Annotated in this window: 12 protein-coding genes and 2 pseudogenes; 6 read left to right on the forward strand and 8 right to left on the reverse strand. The window is 71.7% G+C overall.

The window, feature by feature from the left end; genetic code table 11:
• Positions 1-93 precede the first annotated feature (93 nt).
• Together ACLQ2S_RS09095 and ACLQ2S_RS09100 are read left to right on the forward strand one after the other, a co-directional pair.
• Positions 94-333: a DUF397 domain-containing protein gene (locus ACLQ2S_RS09095; RefSeq protein ID WP_155216430.1), complete on the forward strand. Its 240-nt coding sequence runs from the start codon at positions 94-96 to the stop codon at positions 331-333.
• A 140-nt stretch (positions 334-473) separates the two neighbouring features.
• Entirely contained in the window at positions 474-1,349 is an 876-nt protein-coding gene (locus ACLQ2S_RS09100) for a helix-turn-helix domain-containing protein (RefSeq protein ID WP_155216893.1), read from the forward strand.
• 352 nt (positions 1,350-1,701) lie between these two features.
• Here the strand turns inward: ACLQ2S_RS09100 and ACLQ2S_RS09105 are convergent.
• Positions 1,702-2,019: pseudogene (locus ACLQ2S_RS09105) on the reverse strand (ATP-binding cassette domain-containing protein); the annotation flags it as partial.
• A complete protein-coding gene (locus ACLQ2S_RS09110) occupies positions 2,012-2,587 on the reverse strand; it encodes a TetR family transcriptional regulator (RefSeq protein WP_425701504.1) in 576 nt (191 codons plus the stop codon). The pseudogene ACLQ2S_RS09105 and the gene ACLQ2S_RS09110, both read right to left, overlap by 8 nt.
• Before the next feature lie 114 nt (positions 2,588-2,701).
• Between ACLQ2S_RS09110 and nhaA the strand changes: the two genes are divergently transcribed.
• Positions 2,702-4,021 carry a Na+/H+ antiporter NhaA gene (gene nhaA, locus ACLQ2S_RS09115; RefSeq protein ID WP_425701505.1) on the forward strand — a complete coding sequence of 440 codons (1,320 nt, stop codon included), beginning with the start codon at positions 2,702-2,704 and terminating at the stop codon, positions 4,019-4,021.
• Between the two features lie 91 nt (positions 4,022-4,112).
• Here nhaA and ACLQ2S_RS09120 read toward each other — a convergent pair whose 3' ends face one another.
• From ACLQ2S_RS09120 to ACLQ2S_RS09135, 4 genes and pseudogenes are all read right to left on the reverse strand, one after another.
• A complete protein-coding gene (locus ACLQ2S_RS09120) occupies positions 4,113-5,771 on the reverse strand; it encodes an ABC transporter permease (RefSeq protein WP_155216420.1) in 1,659 nt (552 codons plus the stop codon).
• Positions 5,768-6,688 (reverse strand): ATP-binding cassette domain-containing protein, encoded by a 921-nt coding sequence (locus tag ACLQ2S_RS09125; protein ID WP_425701506.1) that lies wholly within the window; start codon positions 6,686-6,688, stop codon positions 5,768-5,770. The genes ACLQ2S_RS09120 and ACLQ2S_RS09125 overlap by 4 nt, the downstream gene beginning before the upstream one ends.
• A 103-nt stretch (positions 6,689-6,791) precedes the next feature.
• Complete coding sequence (locus ACLQ2S_RS09130; RefSeq protein ID WP_425701573.1) at positions 6,792-7,265, reverse strand: hypothetical protein; 474 nt, start codon at positions 7,263-7,265, stop codon at positions 6,792-6,794.
• Between the two features lie 33 nt (positions 7,266-7,298).
• Positions 7,299-7,484 (reverse strand): annotated as a pseudogene (locus tag ACLQ2S_RS09135) (TetR/AcrR family transcriptional regulator); the annotation flags it as partial.
• A gap of 126 nt (positions 7,485-7,610) precedes the next feature.
• Here ACLQ2S_RS09135 and ACLQ2S_RS09140 point away from each other — a divergent pair.
• Entirely contained in the window at positions 7,611-9,116 is a 1,506-nt protein-coding gene (locus ACLQ2S_RS09140; protein ID WP_425701507.1) for a serine/threonine-protein kinase, read from the forward strand.
• Between the two features lie 13 nt (positions 9,117-9,129).
• Here the strand turns inward: ACLQ2S_RS09140 and ACLQ2S_RS09145 are convergent, their stop codons facing one another.
• Entirely contained in the window at positions 9,130-9,825 is a 696-nt protein-coding gene (locus tag ACLQ2S_RS09145) for a carbon-nitrogen hydrolase family protein (RefSeq protein ID WP_155216414.1), read from the reverse strand.
• Positions 9,826-9,905: 80 nt separating this feature from the next.
• Here ACLQ2S_RS09145 and ACLQ2S_RS09150 point away from each other — a divergent pair, with 80 nt between their 5' ends.
• Positions 9,906-10,703, forward strand: coding sequence for a DedA family protein (locus ACLQ2S_RS09150; protein WP_155216412.1), 798 nt, complete (start codon positions 9,906-9,908; stop codon positions 10,701-10,703).
• Between the two features lie 50 nt (positions 10,704-10,753).
• The gene (locus ACLQ2S_RS09155) at positions 10,754-11,191 is read left to right on the forward strand and encodes a protein-tyrosine phosphatase family protein (protein WP_425701508.1); all 438 of its coding nucleotides are present in this window, start codon (positions 10,754-10,756) and stop codon (positions 11,189-11,191) included.
• A 113-nt stretch (positions 11,192-11,304) separates the two neighbouring features.
• Here the strand turns inward: ACLQ2S_RS09155 and ACLQ2S_RS09160 are convergent, their stop codons facing one another.
• The gene (locus ACLQ2S_RS09160) at positions 11,305-12,153 is read right to left on the reverse strand and encodes a hypothetical protein (protein WP_155216410.1); all 849 of its coding nucleotides are present in this window, start codon (positions 12,151-12,153) and stop codon (positions 11,305-11,307) included.
• Between the last annotated feature and the right edge of the window lie 42 nt (positions 12,154-12,195).

Consider the following 12,195-nt stretch of genomic DNA (forward strand, 5'->3'; position numbering starts at 1 on the left):
AGATGCACGTGCATAACGAGCCGACACCGTCCCTCAAGCCGCTACCGCTCCTCCCACGGCACCGGCGCCCATCGGAGAGAACAGAAAAGCCTCATGCAGCAGCCGCCCAACGGTGTTCCCGTTAACCACTTGCCTCCCCTCGCCTGGCAGAAGAGTCGGCGCAGCAATCCCAGCGGTAACTGCGTCGAGCTGGCCGAACTGCCCGGGGGAGCGGGCATCGCCATGCGTAACTCCCGGCACCCTGACGGACCCGCGCTGATCTACACGGTGGACGAGATCGCCGCGTTCGTGCTCGGGGCCCGAGATGGTGATTTCGATCACCTGATCGGCTGACCCGGCATCCCATCCACGGGATTCACCCTGCACGGGATGGGTGGTTCACCTCACTGATGGTTCATGGCATGCTTACACGTCGGTCGAGCCAGTCCACCGGCTCCGACTCTTGACTGCCTTGCGGAGGACGGTAGGTGACCATGGTTTCCGCCGAGGAGGGCCCGGCGGCCGGCCCGACCGTGCTGCGGATGCTGCTCGGTGCCCAGTTGCGGCGGCTACGCGAGTCGCGGGGGGTGACCCGGGAGAGCGCCGGCTGGGAGATCCGGTCATCGGAATCGAAGATCAGCCGGATGGAGCTGGGGCGCGTCGGGTTCAAGGAGCGCGACGTCGCCGATCTGCTCACGCTCTACGGCGTCACCGCCGAGCAGGAGCGCTCGGCGCTGCTCAAACTGGCCCGGGACGCGAACAACCCCGGCTGGTGGCACCGCTACGGCGACGTGCTGCCGTCGTGGTTCCAGTCCTATCTCGGCCTGGAGGCCGCAGCCGCTCTCATCCGTAGCTACGAGGTCCAGTTCGTCCCCGGCCTGTTGCAGACCCGGGAGTACGCCCGAGCCGTGGTCCTGCTCGGTCACAGCACCGCCGGGCCCGAGGAGATCGACCGTCGGGTGGACCTGCGGATGCGTCGGCAGGAACTGTTGACCAGGCCGCGCCCACCCCGACTGTGGGCGGTCGTCGACGAGGCGGCGCTGCGCCGCCCGATCGGTGGCCCCGAGGTGATGCGCGGGCAGCTGGAGGCGCTGCTCAAGGCGACCCGGACGCCGAACGTCAGGTTGCAGGTGATCCCGTTCGCCGCCGGTGGGCACGCCGCCGCCGGGGGAGCGTTCACCATCCTGCGCTTCGGCGACCAGGACCTGCCCGACATCGTGTACATCGAACAGTTGACCAGTGCCATCTACCTGGACAAGCGCGAGGACCTCGACTTCTACGCGGTGGCCATGGAACGGCTCTGCGTCGAGGCGGAACCACCGGAGCGTACCCCGGAGATCCTCGAACAGATCCTCGCCGACCTGAACTGATCCCACACCGCGTGCCGGCCACGAGTGCGACCGTGCGCTGACCGGGAGATCGTCGCCCGGGGCGGCCACCGGTGCTGGCCGCCCCATGATCACCGGTCGTGGTCAGCGGTCGAGCTGAAGTCGGGCCCAGGCGGCGAGGGTCAGTGCGGCGAAACCTGCTGGCACGACGGCGACCAGGGCGAGTTGGACCGCGTTCACGGCGTGCGGCTGCAACGCCCACAGGGCTGGCGCGGCGATGGGCAGCCAGGCGCCGGCACCGCCGATGACAGCGACTTGTGACCTCGGCGTAACAGGTCAGGTCGAGCTCGATCAGTGCCTGTTCGACCAGCCTGGTGGCGTGCGCGGTCGGGATCCGGCGTAGTCGTGCGGCCAGCAGCAGGTTGGTCCGCACGGTGAGGTCGGGGTAGGCGAACGGATGCTCGACCAGGTGGCCGACCCTGGCCCAGTCGTCGGCGGCGAGGTGAGCGAGCTGGCGGCCGTTGATCCGGCAGTGGCCGGCGGTGGGGCGGAGCATGCCGAGGACCATCCGCATCAGGGTCGTCTTGCCCGCGCCGTTGAGGCCGACGAGGGCGTGAATCTCGCCGGGGCGCACCGTGAGGTCGACGCCGAGCACGCCCGCGCCGGTCCCGAAGGCCCTGACCAGACCGTGGACCGCCAGCCGGTCAGTCATGGCGACCTGCCTCGATGGTGTCCAGGGCGGTGGTGACCGCGAGGGTGAGGTCGCCGCCCTGTTCGCTGGTGGCCCAGTCCAGCAGGGCGCAGGTCAGCGCGGCGAGGACGACGGCGGCGGCGACCCTGGCCGGCAGCGACGCGGTGCCGTCGGCGATCAGTCGGTCGGCGATGGCCGTCTCGGTGGCCGCGTTGATCCGGGTCATGCCGCCCCGCAGGGCCGGGCTGTTCGCCGCGATCCGGATCCGGCGCCGGGCGGTCTGGTCATCCAAGTCGTCCAGCTGGGTGAGCGCCGCGCGCAGTCCCCGTACCGCCCGGATCAGCGGCGGCAACGTGGCCGGCTGGCGGGCGACCGCGTCGACGATCACCGGATCGTACGGGTCGTCGAGGACCACCATCTCCTTGCTCGGGAAGTAGCGGAAGAACGTCATCTCCGATACGCCCGCCCGCGCGGCGATCTGACCCACGGTGGTCTGCTCGAATCCGTTGTCCTCGAACAGGTCCAGGGCATGGGTGACCAGGCGGTCCCGCGTACGGGCCCGCCTGCCCCGGAGTTTCGGAAGCGTCACCCGGCAAATGTTGGTCACTAACATTCAAGCCGTTGGAAGGGGGGCCACCACCGCGCGCCGCACCGGGTCCGACCGGCTAGAGTGATCGTCGGTGCGCCGGGAAGCCTGGTCGGCATGCCCGTCGGTGACCACACCGAGGAGGCGTCGACCGGATGGAGCACGGTGATGGCTGACCTACCTCACGCGTCCCGGCATGGCCGCTTTCGTCGTTGGATCTCCCTCGAAACCACGAGTGGCGCGCTGCTCCTGGTGGCGGCGGTCGCGGCGTTGGGAATCGCCAACTCGCCCTGGCGGTCCTCCTACACGTCGGTCTCCGACCAGGTCATCGGCCCGGCCGCTCTACACCTGGACCTGTCCGTGTCGGCCTGGGCAGCCGACGGGCTACTCGCGATCTTCTTCTTCGTCGTGGGCGTCGAACTCAAGCACGAGATCGTCGCCGGCAGTCTGCGTCGGCTCGGCGAGGCGGCGGTTCCCGTGGTCGCGGCCGTGGGTGGGATGATCCTGCCCGCAGCCGCGTTCGTGGTGCTCGTCATGGCGCTGGGGGATACGGCCGCGTTGCGCGGGTGGGCGATTCCCACCGCCACGGACATCGCGTTCGCCCTGGCGGTTCTGGCCATCTTCGGTCGGGGACTACCGGTCGCGCTCCGCACCTTCCTGCTGACCCTGGCGGTGGTCGACGACCTTCTCGCCATCATCGTCATCGCCGTCTTCTACACCGGCAGCCTCGACTGGGTCGCGCTCCTGCTTGCCTTCGCCGCGATCGCGGTGTTCAGGGTGGTGGTCCGTTCCGCACGACCCAGATGGTGGCTGCTGCTGCCCATCGGAGTGATCGCGTGGGTGTTCATGCACGCTTCCGGCGTGCACGCGACCATCGCCGGCGTCCTGCTCGGGCTCTGTGTGACCGCCCGCCCCGTGCACGGTGAGTCGGCCGCCCGTACGCACCGGTTCGAACACGCCGTCCGCCCCGTCTCGTCTGGATTCGCGTTGCCGGTGTTCGCGTTCTTCGCCGCCGGTGTCACGTTCGTCGGTGGCGACGGCGACGACGCCGTGCTCACGCAGCCGGTGCTCATCGCGATCATCGTTGCCCTCGTGGCAGGCAAGCTCGTCGGCGTACTCGGGGTCACCGCGCTGGTCACCCGATTCACCAAGCTGCGCCTGCCGGACGCGATCGGCCTGCGGGACCTGCTCCCGGTCGGGTTCCTCACCGGCATCGGCTTCACCGTCTCGTTGCTGATCAGTGAGCTCTCCTTCTCCGACTCGGCGCACACCGATGGCGCGACCATCGGCGTGCTCACCGGCACGGCGCTGGCCGCGATCCTCGCTGCGGTCACCCTGCGGTGGGACGCCCGCAAGGCACGACACCGGGACATGAACGAGGACGGGATCGTCGACACCGATGTCCGGCCGATCCGCGACCCTGCGGAGGAGACCTGAGCGAGCCCGCCCCGGTCCGAACTCGCTGAGCCTCCGCTGCCGGGCGGGCCGCCGAACGCTGATGTCGGCTCGGCGGCCCGCCCGGTCGCGGTCAGCCGCCGCTGACCAGGTCGCGCCGACGGAACACGACCAGGGCGGCCTGGAGTAGCGCGCCGGAGAGCACGGTCAGCACCACGACCGCGACGACGTTGATCTCCTCCAGCGGGTAGTCCCCGACGTGCTCGAACGGTGACAGCCGCAGTGCGGCCTCGGGGAGGTCGAGGAGCGGGGCGAAGTAGCCGGCGATCAGCCCGTAGCTGACCACGGCCCAGATCGCCGGCAGCGCCCTGGGATCCGTCGCGTACAGCAGGGCGGCGGCGGCGAGAACCAGCCACACCGCCGGAGCGTGCGCCACGTGGCCGAGGAGCAGGTCGCCGACCAGCGCCGCGTCACCGGTGCTCGCGGCGGCCCCCACGCCGACCCCCAGACCGGCGACGAGCAGCAGCCACGGTACGCCGAGGGCCACCACGGCGACGTGGCTGCCGAGCCAGGCGCGCCAGCTGACCGCGGTGGCGAGGACCGGCTCGGTGCGCCCCTCGACCTCCTCGGCGCGTAGCGTCTGGACGGCGAGTACCGCGTAGACACCGACGGCGAGCGCCATGGTCAGGCCCATCATGGCCAGGTACCCGGCGAGCAGGTTCCCCGGTCCACCCATGACCGCGAGCAGGTCCTCGGGCGCGTTGTCGAGCCCGTCGAGCAGCGGCTCGGCGAACGAACCGTAGGCCAGCCCGGCGACCAGCAGCGCCATGCTCCAGCCGACCAGGCTCGCCCGGTGCAGGCGGAACGCGAGGGCGATCGGGGTGGCCAGCCAGGCCGCCGCGCGCGGCGAACCCGGGCGGGGCGGTGCCAGGCCGCCACCGAAGTCCCGCCGCGCGGACAGGAGGTAGGCGATGGCGGCGGTAGCCGCCGCGAACACGAGTGACACCGCGAGCGGCCACCACCGGTCGTGGACGTACGGCGCGGTCTGCTGCGACCAGCCCAACGGCGACAGCCAGGACAACCACGACGGTCCGCTACCCTGCACCGCCGCCATGTCGCCGAGTCCCCGCACGACGAACGCGGCACCGAGAGCCGCGCCGGCCAGGCCGGAGGCGGCCCGTGGATACTCCGACAACTGCACGGTGACCGCCGCGATGCCGGCGAAGGCGAGGGCCACCGCCGCGACGGACGCGCCGAACAGCAGCGAACCACGGCCGTCGAAGCCACGGCTGATCATCGTCGCGCCGATCAGCACCGCGACCAGCACCGCCATCAGGGCGGTCAGGGTCAGCGCGGCGGTGAGTTGGGCGTGCCGGCCGACCACGTTGGCGCGGATCAGCTCGGCCCTGCCGGAGCGCTCCTCGACCCGGGTGTGCCGTACGACGGTGAGCAGTCCCATCAGGCCCGCGCCGAGGGCCACGTAGAGGCCGTACTGGCCGGCGAGGAACCGCTCGATGGTCAGCTCGTCGAAGCCGAAGCCCCGTCCGCCGAACACCGCGCCGACCGGGCTGCTGGAGAACGCGGTCAGCCCTTCGAGATCCTCCGGGCTCTGCACGATGGCGTCCAGCGCGGTCGCGAAGTACATCATGAGCAGCGTCAGCCCGAGCGTCCACGCGGGGAACCGGATCCGGTCACGGCGGATCATGAAGCGCAGGAGCGTGCCCGTTCCGGTGACGGCGTTGCCGCCACCGACCGCGACGCGCTCCGGAGGGCTGGGCACCTTCGTAGTCATCGGGCCGCCACCTCCGTCGCACCGTGGTGGGTGACCTGGTCGCCGTAGTGACGCAGCAGCAGTTGCTCCAGGGTCGGCGGCCGGACCGTCAGCCCCTGTACGCCGAGCTCGCCGAGGTGACGGACAACGGCGGCGAGGTGGTCGCCGTCGACCTCGAAACGGACGTGTCCGTCGTCGGAGCGCAGGTTGTGTACGCCGGGCAGGCCGGTGAGGGCGTCGGCGGGGCGATCGGTGATCGCGTCGACCGAGGTCCGGGTCAGGTGACGCAGGTCGGTCAGCGAGCCCGTCTCGACGATGGTGCCCTGACGAATGATCGAGATCTGGTCGGCGAGCACCTCGACCTGCGCCAGGATGTGGCTGGACAGCAACACGGTGCGGCCGGCCTCCTTGGCCTCGCGGATGCACTCCTGGAACACCGCCTCCATCAGCGGGTCCAGCCCGGCGGTGGGCTCGTCGAGCAGCAGCAACTCGACGTCGCTGGCCAGGGCCGCGATCAGGGCCACCTTCTGCCGGTTGCCCTTGGAATAGGTGCGACCCTTCCTACTCGGGTCCAGGTCGAAGCGTTGGCACAGTTCGTCGCGGCGGCCCGCGTTCACCGCGCCGCGCAGCCGGGCGAACAGGTCGATCGCCTCGCCCCCGGTGAGGTTGGGCCACAACTCCACGTCGCCCGGGACGTAGGCGAGCCGGCGGTGCAGCGTCACCGCGTCCGCCCACGGGTCACCGCCGAGCAGCCGGGCCCGGCCGGCATCGGCACGGAGCAGCCCGAGCAGGATCCGAATGGTGGTGGACTTGCCCGCGCCGTTGGGCCCGAGGAAGCCGTGCACGGTGCCGGTGGCGACCCGGAGGTCGAGCCCGCTGAGGGCCTTGACCCGCCCGAATGACTTGTCAAGGTGCTGGATGTCGATAGCAGGAGTCATCGTCGTAGACCTCGTCTGAGGAGAGCCCAGGGGCGTCCCGGGAAACCGACGTCGTGAGACCGTGAACTCGCGGAGAAAAGGTGGCCACGCCGGGGCGTGGTGGCTAGCGTGCGGCGTTACCCGCGTCGCCCGTCGCAGGCGGATCCGGCACGTACATCAGGTACTCGTCCAACATCGACCGGTCGACGAGCAGCCCTTGCGTGAACAGTTCCAGAGCGGGGAGCACGAGGTCGTCGATGTACCGACGGAACAGGACCGGGAATTCTTCCGGGGCGGCGGCGGACCCGTGCAGGGTGAACCACAGCACCATGCTGCCTGTCGCCTGATAGGCCAGGTATCGCGCCCGCGCGGCCCGATCTCGGCTGGGCCGGACCACGCCGGCCGCCTCACCCGTCGACAGGTATTCCTCCGCATCGGCGATCATGTGGTCGAGCATGCTGAGCGCCAACTCGCCGCCGGCCTGCATGCTGCGCAGCAGGTACTGCACCATCGGCGCGAAGCGCGCGATCTCGGCCATCTGCGCCAGCAGCGTCGTGCCGGTGTTGCTGGTCAGCGCCTTCGCCTTCTCCTCGCGCATGAACGCGAGCACGTGCGCGTCGCAGGCGCGACGCAGTCCGTCCTTCGAGCCGAAATGGTGCACGATCAGGCCGGCGGTGACGTCGGCGTCGGCGGCGATGGCGCGCAACCCGGCACCGAAACCGTCTCGGGCGAACCGGGCGATGGCGGCGTCACGGATCCGACTCACGGTGGCGAACTCGCCATCGTGCGCCCCTGACCTCACGCCATTCGACGCCACGAACCCAGATTAAACCGGTGTTCAATGAACCTGCAAGGGCGCTGCCCACCGGTTTCCCAGCCCTCGCGACGGCGACCCGAGACAGGGGTGGTGCGCCAACTGGTGCAGCGGGCACACTGGGGGCCCATGTCGCCGTTCACCCCCAGCCTGCGGTTGCACGACCGCTACGTGCTGCACGACCGCATCGGCCTCGGCGGAATGTCCGAGGTGTGGCGGGCCGACGACGAGGTCCTCGGCCGACCGGTCGCGGTGAAGATGCTCGCCGGGACGTTCGCCGTCGACCCGGACCTGCGGGCCACCCTCCGGCGGGAGGCCCGCGCCGCGGCGCGACTGACCCACCCACACGTCACCCAGGTGTACGACTACGGCGAAGCGGCCCTGGCCGGCGGAAGCGTCGTGCCGTACCTGGTGATGGAACTGGTCGACGGGCAGAGTCTCGCCGACCGCCTGGCCGAGGGGCCACTGCCCTGGCGACCGGCCCTGCGGATGGCCGCCGAGGTGGCCGCCGCCCTGGCCGCCGCGCACCGCCTGGGCGTGGTGCACCGGGACATCAAACCGGGCAACGTGATGCTCACCGACAACGGTGCCAAGGTTCTCGACTTCGGCATCGCCGCGCTGGCGGGCGCGCCGACGCCCGGCGGCCGACCGGCGAGCGGCATCCTGATGGGTACGCCCGCGTATCTCGCGCCGGAACGGTTGAGCGCCGCCCCACCGCATCCGGCCAGCGACGTGTACGCCCTCGGCGCGCTGCTGTACCGCACCGTCACCGGTGACGTGCCGCTGCCGGTACGCAGTTGGTCCGACGCCGTCCGGGTGCACGCGGACCGCCCGAGCGTGGCACCCCCACGGGCACCGGGACTGCCCGACGACCTCGCCGAACTGGTGCTGGCCTGCCTCGACCCGGACCCGGAACGACGCCCCACCGCCGGGCGACTGGCCACCCGGCTCCGCGCCGCCGCTGCCGCCGAGGCGGCGACGGCCACGTTCGACCCCCCGGTCACCGACGGCGACCCGGACGCCACCCGGCCGCTGCCGCACCACCCACCGACCCTGGTCGAGCCGGCGGCCCGCCCGGCGCGGGTCACGTCCGTCGTCAGGCCCCGTTCCGTGACCGGTAGACCGCTGCGCGGGCCGGCACCCGGACGACCACGGGCCCGCCGGGGGAGTACCGGCCCGCCCACCGGAGCGTTGGTCACGTTCGCGCTGGTGCTGCTCCTGGGCCTGGGCGCGATGGTGGTTCTCGGTGACCGGGGCGACGGGCAGCCGACCACCGCTCCGCTGACCCCGACGACCGCTCCACCGCCCCCGTCGGCGGCGAATTCGCCACGACCGGCCACCACGTCGCCCGCCGAGCGCACGGAGCCGGTGAACCTGCGCCGGGCGGCGGTGGAACTCATCGCGTTGCTCACCGAGGCGCAGCTCACCGGCGAGGTCGACCGTAAGGTCGCCGACCGGCTGCGCAAGCACCTGACCGACCTCGTCGAGGGGCGACCTAAGGACCAGGAGAAGCGCCTCGAGGACCTGCGTGATCGCCTCGACGACGAGGTGGCACGCGGTCGGCTGCCGAGCGACGTCGCCGACCGGGTCGACGACGTGCTGGACCGGCTCGAGGCGACCCTGCCGAGGCGGTGAGCCGTCCGGCCGCTCAGGTCAGGCTCACTCCGACGACCTCGCCCGGTGCGGTCCCGGCGCGAGCGAGCACCGAACCGTCCGCCGCCCAGATCGCCGATCGCCCGGCCGCCGTGGTGTAGCCACCACCGGTGGAACCGGCGAAACTGGCGACCGCGACCACGACCCGGTGGGTGGTGGAGATCCGCGCCGCCCGCTGGTCCGGCACGTGCGCCTCCGTCGCGGCGTCGAGGATCGAGGCCGCGTACACGTCGATGCCGGCGGCGCAGGTGCGTGCCGCGTGGTCCGCGACTCCGGTGTCCTTGCAGATCGCCAGGCCGATCCGCCAACCGTCGACGTCCAGCACGACCGGTGCCGGTCCCGGGCGGAACCGGCGGGCCTCGACGTCGCCCAGCCACATCTTTCGGTACGCCACCCGGGCCCCGGTGCCGTCCACCGCGAGGGTGGCGATGTGCTCGCCGGCCACCGGCGCGCCGACCAGCGCGAGCGTCCCCGTCGCCGCGCATGCCGCGACCAGCGGCGCGAGTCGCGGATCGGCCGGGTCGACCGGCTCGGCGTCGAGTTCGTAACCGGTCAGCGACAACTCCGGGAAGACCACCACCCGGGCCGCAGCGGTCCGCAGCAACGCGGCGTGCGCCGCCACGTTCGCGTCGACGTCGTACGCCACACACGAGGGCTGGGCGACGGCGATGCTCAGCGGAGGGCGCGACATCCGTGCAGCTTAAGCCCCGTAGGTCGGAAAGGTCGATGCCGGGCGAGCGCCGTCGCGGCGAGGTTCGTAGCGTGTAGCCCATGACGCATGCCCGGCACGCCTCCTCCGTCGTCCTCGGCCAGTCCGCACCGCCCGAGGACGGTCTGGTCGGTTTCGTCACCGACCTGGTCGAGCGGCTCGGTGGCCCCGGGGCGGGGCTGGCCGTGGCGCTGGAGAACCTGTTCCCCCCGATTCCCAGCGAGGTGATCCTGCCGCTGGCCGGGTTCGTCGCGGCGCAGGGGCGGATGAACGTCATCGGCGCCATCTTCTGGACCACCCTCGGCTCGTTGGTCGGTGCCGTGGCGCTCTACTGGATCGGCGCCGCCCTGGGCCGGGAGCGGACGCGGGCCATCGCGGCGCGACTGCCGCTGGTGAAGCTCACCGACATCGACCGGACCGAGGAGTGGTTCCTGCGGCACGGCGTCAAGGCCGTCTTCTTCGGACGGATGATTCCGATCTTCCGAAGCATGATCTCCATTCCGGCCGGGGTGGAACGCATGCCGCTGCTGACCTTCGCGGTCTACACCACGCTGGGCAGTCTGATCTGGAACACCACCTTCGTGATGGCCGGTTACCTGCTCGGTGACAACTGGCACCTGGTGGAGGGGTACGCCGGTATCCTGCAGAACCTGGTCATCGTCGCCACGCTGCTGGCTCTCGTCTGGTTCGTCGTCACCCGGCTGCGCCGCTCCCGCCGAGCCGGCGGTCTGCGGTCCAACGACAGCGGGGCCGGTCTGACCGAGGTGGGGTCCACCGGAGTCCCCGACCCCGACGGGCGGGGCACCATCTACCGCAGTGTCTGGTCGGACGGCTACCGGCAGGGCGACCAGGAGCGGTGAACGGCGGACTGTGACAACATCCGGCCGGACCGGCCAACTCGGGAGAGGTCGTGGTGGTGGAGAGGCGAGCCTGGTCGGACGAGGCCGGTGTGGTGGAACTGCCCGGCGGGGTGCGGGTACGGGGCCGACGCATCGGTGACCACGCCTCACCGGCCGAGTTCAGCCTGCTGCTCGCCCCCGGGCCGGTGCCGGGCTGGGCGTACCGGCGGATCCGGTGGCCGGACTTCTGGGTTCCGCTGGACCGGGCGGACGCCCTGGACGCGTTGCGCGAGGCGCTGCGCCGTGGGTACGCCGGCGAGCGGGTGGAGGTGGCCTGTCTGGGTGGCCGGGGACGGACCGGCACCGCGCTGGCCGCGCTCGCCATCCTCGACGGGCTACCTGCGGAGCGCGCGGTCGACTGGGTACGCGCCGCCTACCGGCCGGGCGCGGTGGAGACTCCCTGGCAGCGGCGCTGGCTGCGCCGGGTGGTCGGCGCGTCGACCCGCTAGGCGGTGACGCCCGGCCGGTCGGGCCACGGGCACCGGGGCCGGTAGGCGACGCGCCGACCGGCCCCGGCGGAGGGTCAGGGCGTCTCGTCCACGCCCACCGAGGTCCCGCTCGGTCAGTGCGTCGAACAGGGCCGGGCCAGGTTGACCAGGTCGGCGGGGCGGTTGCCGTCGACCCGGCCGATCGCGGTGGCGATGCGGTTGATCGCCGCGACGCGTCGGTCCTCCAGTGGGCCGATGATGGCGTTGCGGACGAAGTTCGGGCCGCCCTGGGGGTTGGCGGCCTGCTGGGCGAGGCGGGCGTCGGCGTCGGCGATCTGGTTTTCCAAGTTGGCCAGTTCCCGTCGTACCTCCGCTGCCGCCTGTGCCGGCACTGCCGGAAGCCGGTCGGCCACCGTCGGGCAGCTCACCCGCTGGGCGACCCCGTCACCCGCGTTCCCGGCGCCGCCGTCGCCCGCGTTCCCGGCGTCCCCGGCGTTGCCGTTGCCCGTGTTTCCGGCGTCGCCGTTGCCCGCGTCGCCGTTGACGGCGCTGGGTACCCCCGGGGCGTTCAGGCCGCAGGTGGCCAGGGCGGCGAGGTCGGGGCGTTGGCCACCGGCACGGTTGATGGTGATGCCGATGCGGTCGAGGGCGGCGGTGCGCTTGCTGGCCAGCGGGCCGAGGATGGCGTTCTGGATGAAGTTCGGGCCGCCCTGGGGGTTGGCGGCCTGTTGGGCGAGGCGGGCGTTGGCGTCGGCGATCTGCTTGTCGAGGTTGGCCAGTTCCTGTTCCACGCCGTCGCGGGCGGCTGCGGGCACACTGGACAGCTTGTCCCGCACCGTGGGGCAGTTCGCCGTCTGTGGCCCGGCGGCCTCGTCAGCGGAGGCCAGCGCCAGGCCACCGCCCAGCAGCACCACCGCCAGGACACCGACGCCGCCAAGCTTCAGGGCGGCGTGCTTCTGGTGCGTGCGGGTACGCCTGACCATGTTCTTCTCCTCATGATGTGACCGCCGGAGGACACGCCCGGT

This window comes from Micromonospora sp. DT48 (assembly GCF_049844495.1).
Lineage (GTDB): Bacteria > Actinomycetota > Actinomycetes > Mycobacteriales > Micromonosporaceae > Micromonospora.

Bases quoted from the DNA above. Each gene is read 5' to 3' on its own strand.
- ACLQ2S_RS09140 (WP_425701507.1), top strand. From the start codon at position 7,611: ATGTCGCCGTTCACCCCCAGCCTGCGGTTGCACGACCGCTACGTGCTG.
- ACLQ2S_RS09145 (WP_155216414.1), bottom strand. From the start codon at position 9,825: ATGTCGCGCCCTCCGCTGAGCATCGCCGTCGCCCAGCCCTCGTGTGTG.
- ACLQ2S_RS09125 (WP_425701506.1), bottom strand. From the start codon at position 6,688: ATGACTCCTGCTATCGACATCCAGCACCTTGACAAGTCATTCGGGCGG.
- ACLQ2S_RS09130 (WP_425701573.1), bottom strand. From the start codon at position 7,265: ATGCGCGAGGAGAAGGCGAAGGCGCTGACCAGCAACACCGGCACGACG.
- ACLQ2S_RS09160 (WP_155216410.1), bottom strand. From the start codon at position 12,153: ATGGTCAGGCGTACCCGCACGCACCAGAAGCACGCCGCCCTGAAGCTT.
- nhaA (WP_425701505.1), top strand. From the start codon at position 2,702: ATGCCCGTCGGTGACCACACCGAGGAGGCGTCGACCGGATGGAGCACG.
- ACLQ2S_RS09120 (WP_155216420.1), bottom strand. From the start codon at position 5,771: ATGACTACGAAGGTGCCCAGCCCTCCGGAGCGCGTCGCGGTCGGTGGC.
- ACLQ2S_RS09095 (WP_155216430.1), top strand. From the start codon at position 94: ATGCAGCAGCCGCCCAACGGTGTTCCCGTTAACCACTTGCCTCCCCTC.
- ACLQ2S_RS09100 (WP_155216893.1), top strand. From the start codon at position 474: ATGGTTTCCGCCGAGGAGGGCCCGGCGGCCGGCCCGACCGTGCTGCGG.
- ACLQ2S_RS09150 (WP_155216412.1), top strand. From the start codon at position 9,906: ATGACGCATGCCCGGCACGCCTCCTCCGTCGTCCTCGGCCAGTCCGCA.